This is a genomic window from Mycobacterium sp. PO1 (assembly GCF_017312405.1).
In the GTDB taxonomy this organism is placed as follows: Bacteria; Actinomycetota; Actinomycetes; order Mycobacteriales; family Mycobacteriaceae; genus Mycobacterium.
This window is the reverse complement of the sequence record NZ_BLTG01000019.1, coordinates 1-21,862: the sequence shown is the minus strand read 5'-3', so window position 1 is coordinate 21,862 and position 21,862 is coordinate 1. Positions and strand designations below refer to the sequence as shown.

25 protein-coding genes and 1 pseudogene are annotated in these 21,862 nt (G+C 69.5%); 13 read left to right on the top strand and 13 right to left on the bottom strand.

Features of this window, described 5'->3' with window-relative positions; genetic code table 11:
- Positions 1-14: 14 nt before the first annotated feature.
- Both J3476_RS08815 and J3476_RS08810 read right to left on the bottom strand, forming a co-directional pair.
- Positions 15-1,325 (bottom strand): acyltransferase, encoded by a 1,311-nt coding sequence (locus J3476_RS08815; protein ID WP_207066109.1) that lies wholly within the window; start codon positions 1,323-1,325, stop codon positions 15-17.
- 19 nt (positions 1,326-1,344) lie between these two features.
- Positions 1,345-2,541, bottom strand: coding sequence for an MFS transporter (locus tag J3476_RS08810; RefSeq protein ID WP_207066235.1), 1,197 nt, complete (start codon positions 2,539-2,541; stop codon positions 1,345-1,347).
- 140 nt (positions 2,542-2,681) lie between these two features.
- Between J3476_RS08810 and J3476_RS08805 the strand changes: the two genes are divergently transcribed.
- Together J3476_RS08805 and J3476_RS08800 are read left to right on the top strand one after the other, a co-directional pair.
- Positions 2,682-4,136, top strand: a complete 1,455-nt coding sequence (locus J3476_RS08805) for a phospholipase D-like domain-containing protein (protein WP_373889043.1) — start codon at positions 2,682-2,684, stop codon at positions 4,134-4,136.
- A gap of 44 nt (positions 4,137-4,180) precedes the next feature.
- On the top strand, positions 4,181-4,540 hold the full coding sequence (locus tag J3476_RS08800) for a hypothetical protein (protein ID WP_286182783.1): 360 nt from the start codon (positions 4,181-4,183) through the stop codon (positions 4,538-4,540).
- Positions 4,541-4,594: 54 nt separating this feature from the next.
- Here the strand turns inward: J3476_RS08800 and J3476_RS08795 are convergent, their stop codons facing one another.
- From J3476_RS08795 to J3476_RS08785, 3 genes and pseudogenes are all read right to left on the bottom strand, one after another.
- Positions 4,595-4,765, bottom strand: a complete 171-nt coding sequence (locus J3476_RS08795) for a hypothetical protein (protein ID WP_207066107.1) — start codon at positions 4,763-4,765, stop codon at positions 4,595-4,597.
- Between the two features lie 191 nt (positions 4,766-4,956).
- Positions 4,957-5,058, bottom strand: a pseudogene (locus J3476_RS27880) (DUF3140 domain-containing protein); the annotation flags it as partial.
- Positions 5,059-5,126: 68 nt separating this feature from the next.
- Positions 5,127-5,684: a type 1 glutamine amidotransferase domain-containing protein gene (locus J3476_RS08785; protein WP_207066106.1), complete on the bottom strand. Its 558-nt coding sequence runs from the start codon at positions 5,682-5,684 to the stop codon at positions 5,127-5,129.
- Positions 5,685-5,770: 86 nt separating this feature from the next.
- On the opposite strand from J3476_RS08785, the gene J3476_RS08780 reads away from it, so the two are divergent.
- The 3 genes from J3476_RS08780 to J3476_RS08770 are packed head-to-tail and all read left to right on the top strand — an operon-like array spanning position 5,771 to position 7,725.
- The gene (locus J3476_RS08780; protein WP_207066105.1) at positions 5,771-6,472 is read left to right on the top strand and encodes a cutinase family protein; all 702 of its coding nucleotides are present in this window, start codon (positions 5,771-5,773) and stop codon (positions 6,470-6,472) included.
- A 57-nt stretch (positions 6,473-6,529) separates the two neighbouring features.
- Entirely contained in the window at positions 6,530-7,249 is a 720-nt protein-coding gene (locus J3476_RS08775; protein WP_207066104.1) for a CoA pyrophosphatase, read from the top strand.
- A 47-nt stretch (positions 7,250-7,296) separates the two neighbouring features.
- On the top strand, positions 7,297-7,725 hold the full coding sequence (locus tag J3476_RS08770) for a hypothetical protein (protein WP_207066103.1): 429 nt from the start codon (positions 7,297-7,299) through the stop codon (positions 7,723-7,725).
- A gap of 6 nt (positions 7,726-7,731) precedes the next feature.
- Here J3476_RS08770 and J3476_RS08765 read toward each other — a convergent pair whose 3' ends face one another.
- The 7 genes from J3476_RS08765 to J3476_RS08735 all read right to left on the bottom strand — a co-directional run bounded on the left by J3476_RS08765 (position 7,732) and on the right by J3476_RS08735 (position 13,928).
- Positions 7,732-8,973 (bottom strand): mechanosensitive ion channel family protein, encoded by a 1,242-nt coding sequence (locus J3476_RS08765; RefSeq protein WP_207066102.1) that lies wholly within the window; start codon positions 8,971-8,973, stop codon positions 7,732-7,734.
- 136 nt (positions 8,974-9,109) lie between these two features.
- Positions 9,110-9,769, bottom strand: a complete 660-nt coding sequence (locus tag J3476_RS08760; protein WP_207066101.1) for an MOSC domain-containing protein — start codon at positions 9,767-9,769, stop codon at positions 9,110-9,112.
- Between the two features lie 60 nt (positions 9,770-9,829).
- Complete coding sequence (locus J3476_RS08755) at positions 9,830-10,354, bottom strand: DUF4333 domain-containing protein (protein WP_207066100.1); 525 nt, start codon at positions 10,352-10,354, stop codon at positions 9,830-9,832.
- A 68-nt stretch (positions 10,355-10,422) separates the two neighbouring features.
- Positions 10,423-10,809, bottom strand: a complete 387-nt coding sequence (locus J3476_RS08750) for a DUF2237 family protein (protein ID WP_207066099.1) — start codon at positions 10,807-10,809, stop codon at positions 10,423-10,425.
- Between the two features lie 18 nt (positions 10,810-10,827).
- Positions 10,828-11,847: a GTP-binding protein gene (locus tag J3476_RS08745; RefSeq protein WP_207066098.1), complete on the bottom strand. Its 1,020-nt coding sequence runs from the start codon at positions 11,845-11,847 to the stop codon at positions 10,828-10,830.
- A gap of 18 nt (positions 11,848-11,865) precedes the next feature.
- Complete coding sequence (locus J3476_RS08740; RefSeq protein WP_207066097.1) at positions 11,866-12,645, bottom strand: SDR family NAD(P)-dependent oxidoreductase; 780 nt, start codon at positions 12,643-12,645, stop codon at positions 11,866-11,868.
- The gene (locus tag J3476_RS08735; RefSeq protein WP_207066233.1) at positions 12,642-13,928 is read right to left on the bottom strand and encodes an amidohydrolase family protein; all 1,287 of its coding nucleotides are present in this window, start codon (positions 13,926-13,928) and stop codon (positions 12,642-12,644) included. Before J3476_RS08735 ends, J3476_RS08740 begins: the two co-directional genes overlap by 4 nt.
- Positions 13,929-14,000: 72 nt before the next feature.
- Here J3476_RS08735 and J3476_RS08730 point away from each other — a divergent pair, with 72 nt between their 5' ends.
- From J3476_RS08730 to J3476_RS08710, 6 genes are read left to right on the top strand one after another with little or no spacing between them, the layout of a single operon-like run.
- Positions 14,001-16,601 carry an AAA family ATPase gene (locus tag J3476_RS08730; RefSeq protein ID WP_307726945.1) on the top strand — a complete coding sequence of 867 codons (2,601 nt, stop codon included), beginning with the start codon at positions 14,001-14,003 and terminating at the stop codon, positions 16,599-16,601.
- 41 nt (positions 16,602-16,642) lie between these two features.
- Positions 16,643-16,765, top strand: a complete 123-nt coding sequence (locus tag J3476_RS28140; RefSeq protein WP_307726946.1) for a helix-turn-helix transcriptional regulator — start codon at positions 16,643-16,645, stop codon at positions 16,763-16,765.
- A gap of 60 nt (positions 16,766-16,825) precedes the next feature.
- Positions 16,826-17,773: an alpha/beta hydrolase gene (locus J3476_RS08725; protein WP_207066096.1), complete on the top strand. Its 948-nt coding sequence runs from the start codon at positions 16,826-16,828 to the stop codon at positions 17,771-17,773.
- On the top strand, positions 17,770-18,501 hold the full coding sequence (locus J3476_RS08720; RefSeq protein WP_207066095.1) for an SDR family oxidoreductase: 732 nt from the start codon (positions 17,770-17,772) through the stop codon (positions 18,499-18,501). Before J3476_RS08725 ends, J3476_RS08720 begins: the two co-directional genes overlap by 4 nt.
- Positions 18,494-18,928 carry an NAD-dependent epimerase/dehydratase family protein gene (locus J3476_RS08715; RefSeq protein ID WP_207066094.1) on the top strand — a complete coding sequence of 145 codons (435 nt, stop codon included), beginning with the start codon at positions 18,494-18,496 and terminating at the stop codon, positions 18,926-18,928. The genes J3476_RS08720 and J3476_RS08715 overlap by 8 nt, the downstream gene beginning before the upstream one ends.
- Positions 18,929-18,934: 6 nt before the next feature.
- The gene (locus tag J3476_RS08710; protein WP_207066093.1) at positions 18,935-19,516 is read left to right on the top strand and encodes a hypothetical protein; all 582 of its coding nucleotides are present in this window, start codon (positions 18,935-18,937) and stop codon (positions 19,514-19,516) included.
- Positions 19,517-19,645: 129 nt separating this feature from the next.
- Here J3476_RS08710 and J3476_RS08705 read toward each other — a convergent pair whose 3' ends face one another.
- A complete protein-coding gene (locus tag J3476_RS08705) occupies positions 19,646-20,026 on the bottom strand; it encodes a hypothetical protein (protein ID WP_152519247.1) in 381 nt (126 codons plus the stop codon).
- A 67-nt stretch (positions 20,027-20,093) separates the two neighbouring features.
- Between J3476_RS08705 and J3476_RS08700 the strand changes: the two genes are divergently transcribed.
- Complete coding sequence (locus J3476_RS08700) at positions 20,094-20,744, top strand: hypothetical protein (protein ID WP_207066092.1); 651 nt, start codon at positions 20,094-20,096, stop codon at positions 20,742-20,744.
- Positions 20,745-21,176: 432 nt separating this feature from the next.
- Positions 21,177-21,862: DUF222 domain-containing protein (locus J3476_RS08695; RefSeq protein WP_207066091.1), on the top strand; the 686-nt coding region annotated here is incomplete at its 3' end.

Sequence of the window (21,862 nt, the reverse complement as noted above, 5' to 3'; positions counted from 1 at the left end):
GTGACGCTATCGGTTCAGCCCGTCGCCGTCCGAATGCGCGGGCGTACCGCGACCATGGCGGCGCCGGCGGCGAACAGCGCCACGGGCAGCACCGGGAAACGCCCGTCGGGCGCAAAGCCGGTGGCCGCGATCAGTGCCAGCGCCAGCGCGCATGCCGCGGAGCCGAGGTAGAGCAGAGCCTCGGTCACCGCGGCGGGCACCGGCAGACCGAACGTCGGCAGCGGTGCGGCGAACAGGCGGCGCTGCCAGGACAACAGGCTCAGCAACACGACGGTGACCACCATCAGCACCAGTTCCCACTGCAGGCGGGCCAGCCACCACGCGCCCGAACCCAGCGGCGGCTGCGGGAGCAGCCCGAACGGGTAGGCGATCGGAGTGACGATGATGACCGGCAGCATGTGCCACAGGTACAGAGCCATGACGTTGGCGTTGCCCACCTTGAGCACGCGCGGCCACAGGCCGCGCGCCAGCACGCGGTTCACCGCAGGCACGATCGCGAACAACACCCCGATCTGGACCACGGCCAGCGCGAGCAACGCCGCCGACGGGGGAGCGCTGTTCTCCACCCGCACGCCCGGCACCCCGATCATCGCCACCGGATACGGTCCCCAGGTCACCAGCGCGGGCAGCGCCGCGGCGCCGACGACCGCCATCGTCAGCAGCAGGCGGCGGCGCAGCAGACCGCCGTGCCATGCGATGCCCAGCTGGTAGATCGCCGCCCAGCAGAACAGGTAGTTCAGCACCCGGATCCCGGTGTGACCGGTGCTGATGCCGACGACGTCGACGACGACGACCGCGGCACCCAGCACCGCGGGCACCGCCAGGCCCCAGCGACGATGCGCCGCCAGCGACAGCGGGGTCAACAGCACCACCATCAGGTAGACGGCCAGGAACCACAGGTGCATGGCGACCGCCCAGCCGGCCACGTCGCGGACCTGCCCGCTGAGCCCGACCACGATCAGCGCGCTCATCACCAGCAGTACGAACACCGAGTACACCGCGGTCGGTCCGAGGGTGCGCGCCACCCGCGCACGGATGCGGTCCTGGCGGGACACCCCGGGGTGCTCGTCTGCGTCCCTGCGCGCCCACGACACCGCCGACGCGTAGCCGGCCACCGCGAAGAACACCGGGACCACCTGGAAGAACCAGGTGAGCCACTGCGTCCAGGGCATCAGGACCAGCGGGTTGTCGCGGCCGAACTCACCGTCGCGGTAGGTCATCACCGACAGCAACCAGTGGCCGATGACGACGATCACCACCGCGCCGAACCGGTAGAGATCCAGGGCGACCTCGCGGGGCGGCCGTGACGCCGGCATGTCGTTCATCCGTCTCCCGGGACCCCTTTCAGCGCACGGGCAGCGGTCCGGTCAGGTTCGCGGGGCGGCACACCACCGCGGCCACCGCGCACAGCGACGCGGCGATCGCGAACGCCGCCAGCACACCGAGGAGGTCGGCGGCGCCGCCGAGCACCGCCGCCGCGATCGGTCGCGAACCGAGGAACGCCACCAGCCACAATGCCATGATGCGGCCGCGCAGCTCCTCCGGCGCGCGCTCCTGCACCACCGTCGACAGGCCGGTCATCGCCCAACCGAAGCCCAGACCCGCCACCACGAAGCCGGTCATCGCCACCGCCGGCGTCGTCGCCGCGGCCAGCGTCGCGCAGCCGCCGCCCAGGCCGACGAGCCCGACGACAGACACCCGGGCCGCAGGCATCCGGCCCCGCATCAACGCCAGCGTCGCCATCCCGACCGCCGCGCCGACCCCGAACAGCGCCGACAGCGTGCCCACCAGCGGGGCGCCGCCGCCGAGCTCATCGGCCAACGACGGGGTGAGGGTTATCGACGAATCGGAGGCCACCCCGACAATGGCGACAGCGATCAACGCCAGCAGCAGGGGGCGGTCGCCGAGGACGTACCGCACGGCGGTACGCACCCGGTAGTCGGCGCCGAGGCGCCGCTCCGGGCGGGCGGGAAAACGCACCATCAGGAGCAGCACGGTGAACACCAGGTGCAGCAGGGCGCTGACCGCGAAGGCCGCCGCCGGTCCGAAGTGGGCGGCCAGATAGGCGCCCGCCGCCGGGCCGATGATGCGCCCGATCGTCATCGGAAAGCTGTTCAGTGCCATCGCCGTCGACAGCTCGCCGTCGCGGATGAGGCTGGGCACGATCGACTGCATCGCCGGGCCGCCGACGACGAACCCGAATCCCACCAGCAGGGTGCCCAACAGCACCGGCACCGCGGCCGACATCCCCTGCAGTCCCGGCTGCATGAACAGCCAACCGGCGACCACGCCCGAGCCGGCGACGCACAGCACCCGGCCGAGGAGGATCTGGCGCGCCGGATTGCCGGTGTCGGCCCACTTGCCGCTGGTCGGGCTCAGCACCAGCTGCGGCGCGAACTGGGCGACGCCCACCAGACCCACCATCAGCGCCGACCCGGTCACGTCGTACATCACGATCGCGGCGACGATGCCGTGGGTCCACACCGCGACGACCGAGAAGATCTTGCCCCAGAACAGGGCGCCGAACACCGGGTCGACCATCAGGCCCAGCGCACCCCGCGGCCGGGCCGAAGCCGGCAGCGTGGTGGTGAGGGGGCGCGATGACGTCACCCACTATGCATAGCAAATAGATGTTGTTCCGACGAAGTCGCAGGATCGGCGACTGTGGTAGACACACCGCTGTGTCAGCCGCGAGCCTGCTGGAGCCCGGTCGCACCTGCTGGCGCGTGGAACCGGCCGACCGATTCGCCTGCCTCGTCGACGGCGCCGACTACTTCCGTCATGCCAAGGCGGCGATGCTGCGGGCCCGCCACCGCATCCTGCTGGTCGGCTGGGACTTCGACACCCGGATCGCTTTGGAGCGCGGCGGCTCGACAGTGCCCGGCCCCAACCGGCTGGGCGCCTTCCTGCAGTGGATGCTCTGGCAGCAGCCCGACCTGACGATCCATCTCCTGAAGTCCAATCTGCGGCTGCTGCCGGCGTTCGACGACCTCTGGTACGGCATCACGCCGGTCGCCGTGGTCAACCGGCTCAGCAGCCGGCGGCTGCACTTCGCGGTGGACGGCGCGCACCCCACCGGGTCGGTGCACCACCAGAAGATCCTGGTCGTCGACGACGCGGTCGCGTTCTGCGGTGGCATCGACTTCACCGCAGAACGATGGGACACCAGCGAGCACCGGCACGACCACCGGCTGCGGCGGGTGCTGGGCCGCGACTACGCGCCGCGCCACGAGGTCGCCGTCGCGGTCGACGGAGCCGCGGCGCGGGCGCTCGGCGAACTGGCCCGCGAACGGTGGCGCACCGCGGTGGGCCGGGCGCTGGACCCGGTCGGGCCCGGCCGCGACACGTGGCCGGACACGCTGGAGCCTGCGCTGCGTGGAGTCGACGTCGGGATCGCGCGCACCATGCCGCTGCACGCCGAGCAACGCGAGATCCGTGAGGTCGAGACGCTGAACCTTGCCGCGATCGCCGCCGCTCGCGAGGTCATCTACCTGGAGAACCAGTACCTGGCGTCGCGGGCCGTCGTCGAGGCACTGGCCGCCCGGCTGCGCGACCCCGCCGGCCCGGAGGTCGTCGTCGTTCTCCCGCGCGCCTCGGAGAGCCGACTGGAGCAGGAGTCGATGGACGGCGCTCGATACCGGATGCTCGGCCTGCTGTGGGCCGCCGACGAGCACGGCCGCCTCGGTGTGTTCTGGCCGGTGACCGACGGGGAGAAGCCGATCTACGTCCATTCGAAAGTCCTGGTGGTCGATGACCGGCTGTTGCGGATCGGGTCGTCCAACCTGAACAACCGGTCCATGGGCTTCGACAGCGAATGCGACGTGGCCGTCGAGGGTCGACCGAACGACGCCGACCACGAGGTGTCGCGGTTCGTCATCGCGACGCGGCAACGGCTGATCTGCGAGCATCTCGGTGCCTCCCCGGAGGATTTCGAGCGGCTGCGGGAAGCCGGGATGACGTTCCTGGAGGCGGTGGAGGCGTTGCGCGGCACGGGGCGGACGTTGCGGCGGTTCACCCCGGGCACGGTGGCGGACGAGGCCAGCCTGCTGGCCGAGAACGACGTCATGGACCCCGATCACGTCCCGCGCTCGTTGACCCGCAGCGTCCAACGCTTCCTGCGCGGCCTGAACAAATGACTCCGGGGGGTGTACACCCGTACGCATCGGGGTAGGGCAACACCATGATTGCGCGTCTAACCGCTCTGGCGATCGGAGTCGTGGCCCTGCTGGTCGGTGTCGTCGGACTGCTCAGCCCGGTGAACATCTCACCTGGGCTCACCCCGGTGCCGTGTGGGACGGCGGTCGCGCCTGATCTCCAGAGCGCACGTCAGCAAGCGCCTGCCGACACCCAGACCTCACCCCAGGAACTGCCGTACGACAGCGAATGGGTGGGGGACGTGGACTACGCACAGTTGTGCGACGAGGAGATCTCCGATCGTCGGGCCTGGACGATCACGGTGACCGTGGTCGGGGTGCTGTCGCTGCTCACCGCTGCCGGGCTGGCTCTGCGCTCCCGGCGCTCACAGAACGCGAATACCTGACAACGATGGGCAGCACCGGCAATTGCGTGCTGCCCATCGTCCCCGTGAGACCCGTCAGGCCTCGGGTGGACGCCCCGTCGGCACGTCCGGATCGTCGTCGGCCGGTGGTTCGGCCTGGCGCCACTCTTCGACGCGCGAGGGCCGGTTGCCCTGCAACATGCCGCGCATCTCGGATTTCAACGCGTCGTCTTCGCGCTGACCGTGTTTGGAGTTTCCCCGTTCCATCGCGTGCCCCTCTCTAGCTGGCGGGCTTGAGCGGATCGTGGCCGAGCGTCATCAGCCGGTGCCGCCAGTGGTCCTGCCCGGCAGTCGGCTCCAGATCCTCGCGCCGCTGGGCGCGGATGCGGTCGACCACATTGCATCACTCGTTCGTCGTCGGCGGTCAGGTCGCCTCTGCGCTTCTGCAGAATGGCCAACACGTGACGGCCGGTCTCGCTGCCGGCGTGGTCGGGGAACGCCTCGGAGTGCTCGTCCGCCGAACGGACCCGTAGCCACTCGGAGAGCTCCCGCGAGGTCATGTTGACCACACGGTGGAACTCGTCCCACAACACATCGTCGATGTCGACGTGACTCAACGCCGGCCCCCTCAGGTGTGCGCCGGGGTATTGGCGAACTGATCGGTGATCGCCTGGCAGAACGCCGGCAGGTCCTTGGGGGACCGGCTGGTGATGAGATCGCCGTCGATGCACACCTGCTGATCGACCACCGTGGCGCCGGCGTTGCGCAGATCGGTCCACAGGCTCGGGTACGAGGTCAGGGTGCGGTCGCGCACGACATCGGCTTCCACGAGCGCCCACGGGCCGTGGCAGATCGCCGCGACGGGTTTGCCGGAGCGCATGAACGCGCCGACGAAGTCGACCGCTGCCCGCTCCAGCCGCAGCTTGTCGGCGTTGACCGTGCCACCCGGCAGCACCAGGCCGTCGTAGTCCTCCACCCGCGCGTCGGCGACTGCGCGGTCCACGACGAAGGTTCCTGCCGGCTCCAGGTCGTGATTGCGGGCTGCGATCTCACCGGTCTGCACCGACAGCAGCTCGACGTGTCCGCCGGCGTCCTGCACTGCGGCACGCGGCTGCTCGAGTTCGACCTTCTCGACACCGTCGGTGGCGAGGAAGGCGATCTTGCGGCCCTGCAGTTCGTTCGGCATTTCTGTACGTCCTTTCATTCGCTGGGACCTCACCGGAGGCCCTGTGTGTGCGGTTACCCGCTCAGGCGCGGGGGTACAGCATCGGCATGAAAATTCGACGATTGGCCCGCGCCGCAGCCGCCGCGGTGTTCGGTGTGTCCGCAGCGGTGATGGGCGGGGTCGCCCCGTCGGCCAGTGCACAGCCCTGCCCCGATGTGGACGTGGTGTTCGCCCGGGGCACCGGCGAGGCACCCGGCGTCGGCGGCGTCGGCCAGGCCTTCGTCGATGCCGTTCGCGCCCAGGCGGCGGGCCGCACCGTCGGCGTCTACGCGGTGAACTACCCGGCCGCCGACAACTTCAGCGACCGCACGGCCTTCGCGAGCACCGTCGTCGACGGCATCCGTGACGCGGCCGACCACGTCCAGGCCGTCGCCGCCACCTGCCCGGACACGCGGATCGTCCTGGGCGGTTACTCCCAGGGCGCCGTGGTCGCCGGGTTCGTGACGTCGGCCCAGGTGCCCGACGGCATCCCGGTCGAGTCGGTGCCCGCACCGATGCCGCCGGAGGTCGCCGACCACGTGGCGGCGGTGGTGCTCTTCGCGCTGCCCTCCGAGGAATTCCTGCGCCAGTTCGGCGCACCGGCGGTGACGATCGGGCCGCGTTACGCCGACAAGACCCTGGCGCTGTGCGCTTCGGGTGACACGATTTGTTCCGGCGCCCCGGGCGGCGGGCCCAACCTGGCGCATGCGCTGTACGGGCTGAACGGCTCGGTCAACGAGGCGGCCGCATACGTCGTGTCGCGGTTGTAGTTGTGTCGAGGTTGTAGTCGTGGCGAGGTTGTCGCCGGCGCCTCCTAGTCTCGAGCGGTGACCCTCACTTACGACGGCGCGCTGCGCGACGTGATCCGGGACCGGTTGGCCGGCCATGACCGCCGTATCGTCGACGACCCCACCAAACGGCACGCTGCGGTCGCGGTGGTGCTGGTGGACTCGGTGCTCGGCGAGGACCGGGTGGATCCCGCACCCGTCGATGACTGGATCGCCGGCCGGCCGATGCCGGAGGCCGGGCTGGATGGCCGCATGGTCGACGTCAGTGGCGGCGCGGCGTTCTTCCTCTGCCGCCGGGCCTCACGGTTGTCGTCGCATGCGGCCCAATGGGCGTTGCCCGGCGGACGGCTGGATCCCGGCGAGACGGTCGTCGAAGCGGCGCTGCGGGAACTGCACGAGGAGGTCGGTGTGGAACTGGCCGACTCCGCGGTGCTCGGACTGCTCGACGACTATCCGACGCGGTCCGGATACGTGATCACCCCGGTCGTGATCTGGGGTGGTGGACGGCTCGACCCTCAGCCGGCGCCCGACGAGGTCGTGGCGGTCTACCGCGTGGGATTGCACCAGTTGCTGCGAGAGGACTCCCCGCGGTTCGTCGCGATTCCTGAGAGTCCGCGCCCGGTGGTGCAGATTCCGTTGGGTAACGACCTGATTCATGCACCCACCGGAGCGGTGCTGTTGCAGCTGAGATGGCTGTGCCTGGAGGGGCGCAGCGACCGCGTCGACCAGCTCGAACAGCCGGTTTTCGCCTGGCGGTGACGCGGTGCAGGGTTTTCGCTCCCGCCCCCGCGGGTACTTGGCCCGACATGACGCAGACACCCCGCAGCGGCCGGCACCGCCGCGTCCGGCATTTCTATGCCGGCCGTGCGGCGCTGATGTCGGCCCTCGGTGTGGCGGCCGTGACCGGGTGGACCTTGGGGTCGGCTGATTCCGCGCCGAGCGATTCGGCTCCGCAGGCTCGCACGGCTGCGGCCGAAGCCCCGATCGAGATCCAGCACACCGGCCAAGTGGTGGCCGTTTCCGACGATGCCCTGACCACCGTCACTCCCGAGGGACACACCACCACGTTCCGGCTCACCCCCGATACGAACCGGATCACCGGTGGCTTCGAACCGAGCGAGACCGTCGTGGTCGTGGGCGTCGTCCGCAACGGCGTGCCCGTCGCTACCGCCGTCGCCGAGCAGGATGCCGTGGGACCCGGCGGCCCGCCGATGGATTACGGGCTGCCGACCTGAGAGGTCTTATCCGTCGTAACGCACCTGGGCCAGCTCGCCGTTGCGCCGGGTGTCGTGCTGGCGTTCGTCGTCGAATTCGCGGCTGCGCCGCTCGGCCTCCGCGCTGCCGCTGAACAATCCGGAATCGGCCTGGCGCTGACCCCGGTAGGCGCCGTTCTGCTGGACCCGACGGTCACCGGTGTCGGGCTGGTACTCGAGCCGGCGGCGAGGCAGCGCGCCCGGGCTGGTCCGTTGCAGCCACTGCACCATGCCCTCCCGCACATCGCATCGCAGATCGAACAGCGCCCCCGCATTCGACGCGCTGACCAGCATGCGCACCCGCACGACGCCGTCGACGGCGTCGGTCACCTGCAGTACACCCACGCGTCCGTCCCACTTCGGGTTCGCCTGCAGGATGCGATCCAACTCGGCGCGCATGCCGTCGAACGCCACCGTGAAGTCCACGTCGAGCTCGGCGGTGCCCATCAGCTCCGTCGCGTTGCGCGTCCAGTTCTGGAACGGCTTGCTGGTGAAGTAGGTGCACGGCAGCACGAGTCGACGCTCATCCCACACCCTGACCACGACATAGGTCAGCGTGATCTCTTCGATCCGGCCCCACTCGTCCTCCAGGACAACGACGTCGCCCACCCGGATGGCCCCCGAGAACGCGATCTGGATGCCGGCGAACACCGACCCGAGCGAGGTCTGCGCGGCCAGGCCGGCGACGACGGACAGTACACCGGCGGAGGCGAGCAGCGTCTTGCCGATGTCGCTGAACGACGGGAACGTCATCAGGGCCGCCGCCCCGCCCAGCACGATGATGACCGCAACAGCCAGTCGGCGCAGGGTGGTGACCTGGGTCATGATCTTGCGCCGGTGCCGGTCGGCATCGCCCAACCCGGAGTCCCCGCCGGCGGCGAACCGGGTCAGCATCTGGCGTTCCACGACCTTGACGAAACTGGCCACCAGCCAGGTGACGGACGCGATCAGCGCCAGGAGCAGCAGGTGGTCGACCCACCCTCGCCAGGCGGCGTCGGCGGAAGCGGTGCGCTGGACCGCGGCGGTCGCGGCGATGATCATCAGCGTCGCGCGGGCCGGGCGCCGGGTCAGGTCGGCGACGTCGTGCAGGACCTGGCTGCGGCGCCCCAACCGGTGCAGTAACCACGACAGCGCCACGCCGAGGAAGTAGGCGGCGACGACCGCCCCGGCCACCCAGGCCGCGGTGCTGGCCACGTTGGTCGCGGATTCGATCCCGGTCGATTCAGGCATGAAGCGATGACTCCTGAGTTGAAAGAGGTTTCATCGAGATGATCGGCGCCGACGATGCCGCCGCGCGTAATGCCTTCCCGCCGCGCCCGTGGTGTCAAACCGCAACCGCGGCATCAACAACGATGTGGGAGCGAGCTCACATCGGGTGGTCCGCCCTCCGCGCGATCTTGCTCTTGATGCGGGTGGGCAGTGCGTCGGCCACCGCCAGGGACGGCATCAGATCGGGCTCGAGCATCAGCGCCCGGAACACCATCCCCACCGTCACGGTGTGGTCGGGGCGGTCGACGATCTCGATGCGGTCACCGGATCGCACGCGTCCGGGGGTGATGACGCGCAGGTAGGCCCCGGGTACCCCGGCGGCGGTGAAGGTCTTGATCCAGCCGGGAATGCCGAGCCACGAGGTGAACGTCTTGCAGGGGGTCCGGGGCGAGGTGACTTCCAGCACCAGGCCGTCGTCGCCGACGGCCCAGCGCTCGCCGATGAGGCTGTCGGTGACGGCGACGCCTGTCGTGGTCAGGTTCTCGCCGAACACGCCGTTGGTGAGTTCACGGTCGAGTTTGGTCTGCCACGCGTCGAGGTCTTCGCGCGCGTAGGCGTACACCGCCTGATCGTCGCCGCCGTGGAACTTCGGGTTGCCGATCGAGTCCCCGACGACGCCGCTGCCCAGCCCGCCGCGCCGCGGACCGGGTGCACGGACCGCCAATGGCTCCGCGCTCGGCCGCTTGTCGATTCCCGATCCGAGTGGGGTCTGCGCGGCGGGCGCGACCGCCGTGTTCACCGTCAATACCGAAGCCATATCCAAAACCTAACCAGGTTCTCCGACGGCCGCTGGGTCGGCTGCCTCACCGCCCGAGGACTACTCGAGAAGCTCCCACTGGTCGTTCTCACCGATCGGCGCCGCCGTGAGCCGGACGGTGCGCTCGTCGCCGTCCTCGTCGGCGGCCGTGCAGTCGAACGTCTGCCCGATCTCCACCGCCTTCAGGCCCTCCCCGCACGTCACGGTCACCGGGAAGCCGAGCTGATTGGTCAGCTCGTCCGACAGCGTCGTTCCGACGCTGGGCAGATCGTAGAGCGTGTCGAGAGTTTCGAAGTTGACGTTGTAGTCCTCGTCGGTGACCGTCGACTCGACCCGCACCGACTGATCACCCACCTGCGCGGTGCAGAGGATCTTCTCGCCGGGCCCGGGATTCTGGTCTTCAGGGCAGTCGACCGACGAAACCTGTTGGGAGATCGTCTCGTAGCTGGTGTTCAGCTCGTCGGTGATCGCGTTCTGCAGCTTCTCGTGGTCCAGCCCGCCACTGGAGAACGAAAAGCTACATGCGGTGAGCAACAGTGCCGACCCGCAGGTCAACAGCGCGGCGCGGTGAGTCGATGTGGCCATCGGAGTTCCTCGATCCCTGGCGAAGGAGCACCAAGATCATAATTTGCCGGGAGGTTCAGGTAAACACCTCACAGCCCGGCCGGATCGTCGGGGACGTCCACGGCGTAGCGCTTCAGGACGTCGAGCGGGACGGCGTCGAGCGTCCGTTCGTGCGTCGAGGCCAGGACCACGGGGCAGGCCCGCCCGTCCTGATGGGCGCGCAGCCAGTTCAACGCGGTCACACACCAGCGGTCGCCGGGCACCAGGCCCGGGAACCGGTAGGCGGGCATGGGGGTGGACAGGTCGTTGCCGATTCCGCGCTGGTGGGCCAGGAAGTCGGCGGTCATCACCCCGCAGATGGTGTGTAGGCCGAGGTCCTGCTCACCGGTGCTGCAGCAGCCGTCACGGTAGAAACCGGTCAGCGGATCGGTGCCACATTCGTGCAGCGGTTGGCCGAGAACGTTGCGATCTGCCATCCGTCCAGTATCGCGCCTTCAGATGCTGAGGCGGCGATAGCGCTGCAGCCGGCGGATCCCCTCGGCCGGCGGTGCCCCGTCGACCGGCAGCAGGGCGTCGCGCAGTCTTTTCGCCACCGCGTCGACGTCCAGATGCATCCCGATGGCGACCAGCGAATTGGCCCTGGCGCGCGGGGGCGCGGCCGCGAGGTGGATCGACGGTCCGACCACGTTGACGGCATAGGCACGGGTGGTGGACCGGTACCGGATCGCCACCGTGCCCTTCAACCGGTAGACACCCGGCGGCGGATCCTCCAGCAGATCGATCACCGCGCCGGGATCGACGCAGCCGTCGCCGATCTCGGTCACCGCGTCGGCGTGCACGTGGTCGGGGTCGTGGGCGTGCGCCTCGTCGAAGAACAACTCGCGCAACGTGAGCTGACCCGATTCCTCCTCGGCCGCCGACACGTCGTAGAGCAGCGCGGGGTCGATACGCCCGGCGACCGCGCCGACGACCTGCGCGTGCGGGTTCAGTTCGTGCACCCGGCTTTCCACTCGCTGCAACACGGTGTCGCGGTCGTTCTCGGCGATCTGATCGAGCTTGTTGACCACCACCAGGGTCGCCGCGGCGTAGCGGGCCGGCGGGGTGGGATCGCGGTCCACGGTCTGAAAGTGTGTCACCGCGTCCAGGACGTCGACGACGCCGCCCGGGCGTACGCCGTCCACGCCGCTGAACCGGAGCATGCGGGCGATCGCCAGCGGGTCGGCCAGGCCGCTGGCCTCCACGATGATCGCGTCGAGCCGCAACTTCGGGTCGGCGAGGCGGGCCAGCGCCACGTCGAGCCCGCCGTCGTCGGGCAGGCAGCAGATGCATCCGCCGGCGATCGATGCCGGCTCGTCGACCTGACCGGTGACCAGTCCGGCATCGACGTTGAGTTCACCGAAGTCGTTGATCACCACGCCGATCCGGGCGTCGGGACTGCGCAACACGTGGTTGAGCAGGGTGGTCTTCCCGGCGCCCAGATACCCGGTGAGTGCGATGACGGGTATCGGTTGCACACCGCTCCTTTCAGGGCTTCAGCGGAAACCTGCTGTGCCGCCGTCGATCAGGATGGTTTGCGCGGTGACGAACGACGCTTCGTCGCTGAGCAGAAACGCCACCGCGGGACCGATGTCGGTGGAGACGTCACCGAGCCGACCCATCGGCACCCCGCGCAGACTGCGTTCATAGGCGTCCGGCGCCATCTCCCGCCAGGCGCGGATCCCGTCGGACTCGGCGAACGGACACACCACGTTGACCCGAATGTTGTCGCGGCCCCATTCCAGCGCAGCGACCTTGGAGATGCCGCGGATGGCCTCCTTGGCGCCGGCATAGGCGCCGAACTTCGGCTTGCCCATCGTCCCGGAGCCGGAACCGAGATTGACGATGCTTCCGCCACCGCCGGCGAGCAGAACCGGGTGCACTGCCTGCATCAACTCGAACGTGGCCCGGGGCCCGACATCGAACACCAGGTCGTAGTCGGCGCGGGTGATCTCCATGAACCGCTTGGGTTCGTTGGTCGCGATCGCATTGTTGACCAGTCCGTGCACCGCGCCCCAGTGCTCGACCGCTGCGCCGACGATGCGTTGGGCGCTGCCCGGGTCGCGAAGGTCGACCGCCAGGGGTGCGACGCGGCGGCCCGCGGTCGTCAACTCTGCGGTGGTCTCGGCGAGTAACCGCTCGTCACGGTCGACCAACAGCGCGGTGGCGCCGCGCTCGGTGACCGCGGCGGCGATGCCCTTGCCCACCCCGCGGGCCGCGCCGGTGATGATGATGACGCGCCCGTCGAGCAGCGTCGTCGGCACCCGGGCCGTCATGTGGCGCGCACCAGGTTGTTCTTGACGATCACACCGTCTTTGACGATGAGGCACAGATTGTCCTCGGGCTGCCCGAGAAGACCGAGATCGGCCAGCGGGTCGCCGTTGACGAGCAACACGTCGGCCCATGCGCCGCAACGGATCTCGCCCAGTCGGGCGGCCCGGTACGGGTCGCGCTCGCCGGCGAGCCGGAACAACTCGGCGTTACCCGAGGTGACCATCTTCAGCGCCTGGGCGTTGGTCATGTACTCGCCCAGTCGCGTCATCATCTCGCTCTGCAGCGCATCCCGGTCGGGCTCGAACAGCAGATCCGTGCCCCAGGCCACCTTGACGCCATGTTTGGTCGCCCATCGGTACAACTGATCGGTGCCTGCGCAGATCTCCTTGTTCTTCGCGGCGCTGTCCGGGTTGAGGAAGCCGTGATCGTGTTCGGCGAACGGCTGCGTGGACAGCCACACGCCCCGCTCGGCGAGCATGGCGACCGTCGCCTCGTCGGCGAGGTGGCCGTGCTCGATCGACTTCACCCCCGCCTCGACCGCCCGACGGATCCCGGTGACGTTGTAGACGTGGGTGGCGACGTAGGTGCCGTAGTCCTCGGCGGCCTGGACCGCGGCCCGCAGTTCGGCGGCGGTGAACTGCACGGTGTAGAGCGGGTCGTACAGCGATGCCGCCCCGCCACCGACCATCAGTTTGATCTGGGTGGCACCGAGCTTGAGTTGTTCCCGCACCGCGGCCAGCACGCGTTCCGGACCGTCGGCGACCCGCATGAAACCGATTTGTTCGGCGCGGGACTCGTTGCCCCCCAGCGCCGTCGGGCGCTCGTAGACGAAGCTGAAATCGCCGTGCCCGCCGGTCTGGGAGATCGCGGCCTGGCTGGGGTAGATGCGCGGACCCAGCTCGGGCTGGGCGTCGATGACCTTGCGGATACCTGCGGTGTCGCCGGCCATGTCCCGCACCGTGGTGAAGCCGCGCAACAAAGTGTCCTTGGCTTTCGCCAGCGTCGCCGCCGCCAGCTGCGTCTGCGAACCCATGACGAGATCGATCACGGTGTTGGCCATGCCGACCAGATGGACATGGGCGTCGGTCATCCCCGGCATCAGCGTGCGCCCGGCTCCGTCGATGACCACATCGCCGTCGCCGGTGCTGATCGGCGACGACTCGACAGCGGCGATGGTGCGGCCCTCGATCAGGACATGGCCGTCGTAGAGGTGCTCGGAGACACCGTCGAAGATCCGGACGTTCTCGATCAGCAAGCGCCGGCCCGCCGACGTCTCCGCGCCCATCCTGGCCACCTCCTCGTGCGTCCCGCACAGGTTAGCCCGCCACCGGATCCGCACCATCGGTAGCCTCGTTCGGTGGGAATCGAGCGACCGGCACACCGCATCGTCGGTCGGGATACCGAGCTCGGGCACCTGCGTGAGCTGCTCGCCGAGGTCCGATCCGGACACAGTCGCTCGCTGGTCCTGCGCGGGGAACCCGGCATCGGCAAGAGCGCGCTGCTGGAGTGGGCGGGCGCTTCGGCTGCCGGCTTCCTGGTACTCGGGGCCGTCGGGGTCGAGTCGGACATGGAGTTGCCCTACGCCGGGTTGCAGCAACTGTGCGCGCCGATCCTCTCCGCCCGCGCCACGCTGCCCCAGCATCAACGCCACGCTCTCGAGACCGCCCTGGCGCTCGACGCGGGCCCGCCACCGGAACGGTTCCTGGTCGGCCTGGCCGTCGCCGGGATGTTGACGTCGGCCGCCACGGAACGACCCGTACTGTGCCTCGTCGACGATGTGCAGTGGCTCGACGCCGTGTCCGCGCAAACCCTGTCCTTCGTCGCACGGCGACTCGGTGAAGTCCCCGTGGGCATCGTGTTCGCCGCCCGACAGCCCGTCGACGGCCTCACGCAGGCCGGCGAGCTCGTGCTCACCGGATTGTCCGGCGACGACGCCCGCACGCTGTTGTCCTCGGCCTATGCGGGCCGGCTGGACGACGCGATCCGCGACCGGATCGTCTCAGAAGCGCGGGGAAATCCGCTGGCGCTGCTCGAACTGCCGAAAGGGGTGCACGCGGCGAAACTGGCCGGTGGCTACCACCGTCCCGACGTGCAGGCCGTGGGCGAACTCGAACGTCACTACGCGAGACAGATCGAGGCGCTCCCGCCGCCGACCCGCCTGTTCCTGCTGCTCGCCGCGGCCGAACCGGTGGGCGACACCGCCCTGTTGATCTCCGCGGCACGCCGTCTCGGCATGTCACCGCAGACGGTCGTCCCCGCCGAGGCGGCGGGGCTGATCGAGATGGGGGTGCGGGCCAGGTTCCGGCATCCACTGATGCGGACCGCCGCGTACCGCGCCGGGTCGGTCTCGGAACGCAGGCAGGTGCACGCCGCACTGGCCGCGGCCATCGACGGCACGGTGGATCCGGATCGGCTCGCGTGGCATCGCGCCTACGCCGTCGAGGGCACCGACGCCGACGTCGCCGCCGAACTGGAGCGATCGGCCGTCCGTGTTCGACGGCGAGGGGGGACGGCGGCCGCCGCCGCCTTTCTGACGCGGTCGGTGGAACTGACCGCGGATCCCGCCACCCGCAGCACCCGCGCGCTGACGGCAGCCGAGGCGTTACACGACGTCGCGTCCTTCGAGTCGGCCCGGGAAATGCTCACGACCGCGGCGTTGGCGCCGGTCGACGATGAGGGGCGGGGGCGGATCGCCCAGTTGCGTGCCCGGTTGACGCTTCGCGGGATCCGCGGTGGATCCGTGGCGGAGTCGCTGGATGACACCGTCGACCGGTTCTCCGAAGCCGCGCGGTTCTTCGCCGCGACCGCCACCGAGAGTGCCTACGAAGCCCATCTGGAGGCTCTGACGACCGCCATGTACGCGGGCCGATCGGGGAATCGGACCGCCGCGGCCGCCGCTGCGGTGACACGCACCGCGACGGTCGGTGCGCCCACCGGCGTCGCCGCGGTTCTCGCCGGGGCGTTGGCGCAGCGGATCAGCGCGGGGCCGGCGGTGGCGATGCCGGCGATGCGCAGGGCCGTCGACCGGGCGACGGCGGCGTTCACCGCGGCGAAGGCCGCCGGACCGGGCCAGTTGTGGTTGGCGTTCCCGATCGCGCACGAAGTGCTCACCAACGAGGTGTGGGATCTCGACAGCGCGCGAAGCATTTCCGCGGCCGCGGTCCGGCTCGCCGAAGACACGGGCGCGCTGACCGTGCTCCCCACCGCTCTGGTGTCGCGTGCCGGTATCCATCTCCTCGAGGGCGAATTCGACTCCGCCCGCGCTCTGTTCGCGGAATGCGACCGCATCACCGCGGCCACGGGGCATACGCCGATCCGGTATCACGAACTCGCGCTGGCTGCATGGACGGGCGACGAGCAGGTCGCGATGCGGCTGATCGGGGGCGCACAGCGGGACGCGGCTGCCCGAGGGGAAGGCCGGGTGATCGCCCTGACGGCATACGCCACGGCGGTGCTGCACAACGGGATGGGCCGCTATCAAGTTGCGCTGCAAGCCCTGCAGAACGCCTGCCGACACGAGGATCTCGGGATCCACGCCTGGAACCTGGTCGAGCTGGTCGAGTCCGCCGCCCGGGCCGACGAGACCGCAGTGGCGAAGTCGGCACTCGAGGAGCTGGAAGAGCGCACCGCGGCGGCAGGCACGGACTGGGCGCTGGGTGTCGGGGCCCGCTCACGCGCCCTGCTCAGCACCGGCGGCACGCGCAGGACCACTTCGACGAGGCGTTGGCCCGATTGCAGCGCACGCGCGTCGCGGTGCACCTGGCCCGCACCCACCTGCTCTACGGCGAATGGCTGCGGCGGGAGAACCGGCGCACCGACGCGCGGCATCAGCTGCGCCAGGCGTTCGCGATGTTCACCGACTTCGGCGCCGCCGCCTTCGCGGACCGCGCGCGCCGGGAACTGCTCGCCACCGGTGAAAAGCACAGGAAGCGACCCGCGAGTTCCGGTGACGAACTGACCGCCCAGGAAGAGCAGATCGCCGAACTGGCAGCGGCCGGATTGACCAACGGGGAGATCGCCGCGCAGATGTTCATCAGCGCACACACCGTGGAGTGGCACCTGCGCAAGGTGTTCACCAAGTTGGGGATCACCTCCCGCCGGCAACTACGGGACCGCCGGTAACCCTGAGACTACGGATTCTCCAGGGTGCGTCGGTGGCCCGGCACACGCCAGGCTGAGACCATGCCCGATCACGTGCTCGAACCCGAGGCGCAGGCGTTCGCCGACGCCACCTCCCACCCACCCTTCCTCTACGAACTGGGCCCGGCTGGGGCCCGACAGGTTCTCGACGACGTCCAGGCCGGACCGGTGGACATGCCCGACGTCGACGAGCGCTGGGTCGTGGTGCCATGCGATCACGGCGACGTCGCAGTCCGGGTGGTGACCCCGAAGAGCGAACCGGGACCGTCACCGACCGTCCTGTACGTGCACGGCGGGGGGTGGGTGCTGGGGAGCGCGGCCACCCACGACCGGCTGGTGCGGGAACTGGCGGTGGGGGCGCAGGCCGCGGTGGTGTTCGTCGAGTACGACCGCTCACCCGAAGCGCAGTATCCCGTCGCGATCGAGCAGGCCTACGCCGTGGCGCGGTGGATCACGGCGCAGGGCGAGCACGAAGGGTTCGACACCGCACGTCTGGCCGTCGCCGGAGACTCGGTGGGAGGCAACATGGTTGCAGCGCTCACGTTGCTGGCCAAGCAGCGTGGTGACGTGAGCTTCTGCCATCAGTCGCTCTACTATCCGGTCACCGATGCTGCGCAGAACACCGGCAGCTACACCGAATTCGCGAACGGACCGTTTCTCACCGCCAAGGCGATGGCCTGGTTCTGGGACTGTTATCTGCCCGAGGTGGCTACCCGCTCGGAGATCACCGCGTCACCGCTGCGGGCCGCACTCGACGAACTCGCCGGGTTACCGCCTGCGCTGGTCATCGTCGACGAGAACGACGTCCTGCGCGACGAGGGCGAGGCCTATGCGCGCAGGCTGACGGCGGCGGGCGTGCGTACCACCAGCGTCCGCGTCAACGGCATCATCCACGACTTCATGATGCTCAACCCCGTCCGCTCCACCGCGGCCGCCACGGCTGCGATCGAGCTCGCCATCCACACACTGAGAAAGGTTTTTGGACAATGAAACTCGCAGTCATTGGGGCCACCGGACAGATCGGATCCCGGGTGGTCGAGTTGTTGCGCGCGGCCGGCCACGAGGTCACCGGGGTGTCCCGGTCGTCGGGGGTCGACGTCGTGACCGGTGCGGGTGTGGCCGATGCGGTCACCGGCAACGAGGTGCTGGTCGACCTCACCAACTCTCCCTCGGTCGACGACGAGCCGGCGATGACGTTCTTCACCGCCTCGTCGGCCAACCTGGTGGCGGCCGCGAAGGCCGGCGGCGTCGGCCATTACGTCGCGTTGTCGATCGTCGGCGCCGACGGTCTCCCGGTCAGCGGCTACATGAACGCCAAGGTGGCACAGGAGAACACGGTCAAGCAGTCGGGGCTGCCGTTCACCATCGTGCGGGCCACCCAGTTCCACGAGTTCGCCGACATGATCGTCACCGGGATGACCGTCGACGGTGAAGTGCGCGTGCCCGAGGCCCGGATCCAGCCGATCGCAGCGGCCGACGTTGCCGAGTACGTCGCCCGGGTTGCGCAGCAGGCGCCCGTCAACGGCGTGGTCAACCTCGGTGGACCGGAGAAGATGTCGTTCGCTGAGCTGGCTCGGGCGGTGCTCGCCCGTCGGGGTGAGAGCACACCCGTCGTGGTTGATCCGGCGGCGACGTACTTCGGCGTGCCGGTGGACCAGAACAGCCTCGTCACCGGGGATGGCGCCGTGCTCGCCACCCGTCGTTTCGTCGATGAGTGACGGCGAGGTACTGGTCACCGGCGGCTCGGGATATCTGGCCGCGCACGCGATCGCCCAGCTCCTGGCCAGGGGTCACGCCGTGCGCACCACGGTGCGATCTCTCGAACGGGAGGTCGAGGTGCGGGCCATGGTCGCTCAGGCCGGGGTGGACCCGCACGGGTTGCAGGTCCTCCGCGCCGATTTGATGAACGAGGACGGGTGGGCTGCGGCAGCCTCCGGCGTCGAACATGTCCTGCACGTCGCGTCACCGTTTCCGGCCGGCACACCGCGCACCGAGGACGACGTGATCGTGCCGGCGCGGGAGGGCACGTTGCGGGTGTTGCGGGCCGCGCGCGCGGCGGGGGTGAAGCGCGTCGTGCTGACGTCGTCATTCGCTGCGATCGGGTACGGGCACAACGGTTCCGGACCGTTCGGCGAGGACGTGTAGACGAACGTGTATGCCCCGATCGGGGCATACATCAAGTCGAAGACGCTTGCCGAGCGCGCCGCGTGGGACTATGTCACCGGTGACGGCGTCGGATTGGAGCTGGTGGTGCTGAACCCCAGCGGCATCTTCGGTCCGGTCCTGGGCCGTGACTACGCCGCGTCGGTAGCCATCGTGGCCGGCCTTCTGGCCGGGCAACCGCGGTGGCTGCCCGACGTGGGATTCGGCATCGTCGACGTCAGAGATGTTGCGACACTGCATATCGTGGCGATGACGCACGAACGTGCGGCTGGACAGCGCTTCATCGCCAGCGCGGGGTTCGTGAATATTCGGCATATGGCGCGAACCTTGCGCGACCAGCTGGGCCCGTCTGCTGCGCGGGTACCGAGGCATTCCATCCCGACGTGGCTGCTGAAGAGCGTCGGGACCAAGGTCCCGTCCCTCGCCGCGTGGACGGCCGACGCGGGCAAGCGACGCGAGCCGGCGACCGGAAAAGCGACCCGCGTCCTGGGCTGGCGGCCGCGCCCGGTGGAGCAGACGATCGTCGACACCGCGCGAAGTCTCATCGCGCTGGGCGAAAGGGATCGGTAAGCCTTCGCACCCTCAGCCAGCCGGGTGATCGAACCCGTCAACGCGCTCGGGTGGTTCGCCCGCTGTCGCCGGAACGCGGATCAGCCGGGCCTGATCGTGTTCAGGCCCGGCTAGTCCGTTCTCGTCGACTCAGGGAGCAGGGATGGTCGCGCAACCCACACCGGGGATGCAGCCGCTGGCCCCGCCCGGGCCCGCGGTTCCGCTCGGCCCCACGGGACTCAGGCTGCCGGTCGCACCCTCCGGCCCCGCCGCGCCGGCCGGACCGCCGGGAATGGCGCCCGAGGCTCCGCCAGGACCGGCTTCGCCCCCGGGACCGCCCGGAATGGCGCCCTCGGCGCCGCCCGGGCCGGCCACACACGGTCCGCCGTCGGGGTTCACGCACGCCGGCGGCGGCGGTGGCGGTGGCGCCGGCGGCGGAGGATTGGCTCCCGCCAACGGAGCAGTGGTGATCGCGGCCGCCGCGGCGCCCACGAAGAACAGGGATCCGAGGTTAAATGTCTTGTGTCGCATGACAGAGCAATAACCCGATAGCGCACAATCAAAACCCCCTAACTTTCTCGGGTGGCATCCTGGCCAGATGGGATTGCTGATCCGGTTGATCGAGCTCTTGGTGATTGCGCTGCCGCTGGTTGGCGTGGGTTATGCGACCTTCAGGGCCATCGCCTCGGCGCGCTCGCGGGACCAGGTGCAAGCGTCTCCAGCGGACTCACAGCTATCGGCAGACTCCGATGCGGCGCAGCGGCGGGCCGTCGAGCGCACCATCGAAGAGCATGACCGGACCGACACGAGATGGTTGGACTACGAGCTGGACGTGGCGAAGTTGCTCGACTATCCGGTGATGACCGACATGCGAGACCCGCTGACGGAGAGGTTTCACCGCGCCAAGCTACGGGCGGACTTCCTCAGGCCTGCCGAGCCGGTCGACCTCGTCTCTGACCGGGACTCCGCCCGCGAGTACCGCGACGCAGTGCAGGAGTATGTGACGGCATTCGACATTGCCGAAGCCGAAGCAATTCGCCGCCGCCGCAGCGACTTCGGTGACGACGAGCAGGAGCGGTTGTCCCGTGCTCAGCGGCTGCTGCGAGTCGCTTCCGATGGCGCGGCGACCGCGCAGGAACGCGAGCGTGCCTACCAACTGGCTCGTCGGGAACTCGACGGATTGATCGTGCTGCCGGAACGGGCGCGGGTCGCATTGGAACGCGGAATCAGCGGCGAACTGGGAAGTTGACGCTCTGGGAGGAGCCTTGGTCGTGAGGCTCGTTCGGCCCACTTCTTGACTGTCTGCGCGGGAGCCTGCGCTTGGGGGCCGCGCACCACCGATCTTGCGCCGGGCCCGCGGCTGTCGGCGTCACCGGCGTTGATGTAGTTGGTGGTTCGTACGGCGTCGTGCTCTGTGCGTTTCTCCCTCGGAGTCTGTGGCGTTCTGCTCCTGGGAGGGGGCTAAGGCATCCCCGTTCACGAACCCCGCTTGGGGTAGTTCCCATTCCCGAACCCCGCTTGGGGTTGTCCCCATTCCGAACCCCGCTCCGCCTTGGGGTTGTCCCGAGTCGCGAGTTGAACCCTGCTTGGGGTTATCCCCAATTGCGTTTTCATCCCCAACCTGAGCGGGATGGTGTCCCGGGACGGCTGAGTGTCCCCGGCGCTGATTAATGTAGAACACATGTTCGATGGTTCGCTTCCTGGTCCGGCCGCTCTGGCCGAGGTCTCCGATGGCGAGTTGATCGAGGCGATCACCGGCTGGGCGGGCGCCGCGGCCGCAGCTCAGGCCCGACTGTTGGCCGCGGTGGCCGAACGGCGCCGCCGCGCCGAGACCACCGCCGACGCTGATCCGGTACGCACCCGGTGGGCCTGTGACCCCGTCGATGAGGCCGCCGCCCAGATCGGGTGCGCACTGACCGTCTCCCACGGCCGCGCCGTGGCGCTGATGGACACCGCGGTCATCCTGCGCGATCACCTGCCCCGCCTCAACGCCCGCTTCCTGGCCGGCCACGTCAGCGAGCGCGTGGTCGCGCGCATCGTATGGCTGTGCGCCCTGGTCGTCGACGAACAGGTGTGGGCCCAACTCGACGAACAGTTCGCCACCGCGGCCAGCACCTGGGGGACGCTGTCGGGTGACAAACTCGACACCGCGATCACCGTGTGGATCCACACCCTCGACCCCGACGCCGTCCGGCGCGCGGCCACCGCCCACCGCGGCCGCGATGTCCGCATCGGCGGCCGCGATCAGGCCGCGGGCACCACCAGCGTGTGGGGCCGGATCAACTCCCTCGACGCCGCGATCGCCGCGGCCCGGCTCAAAGCCATGGTCAACAGCGTGTGCGGCGAGGATCCGCGCACCACCGCCCA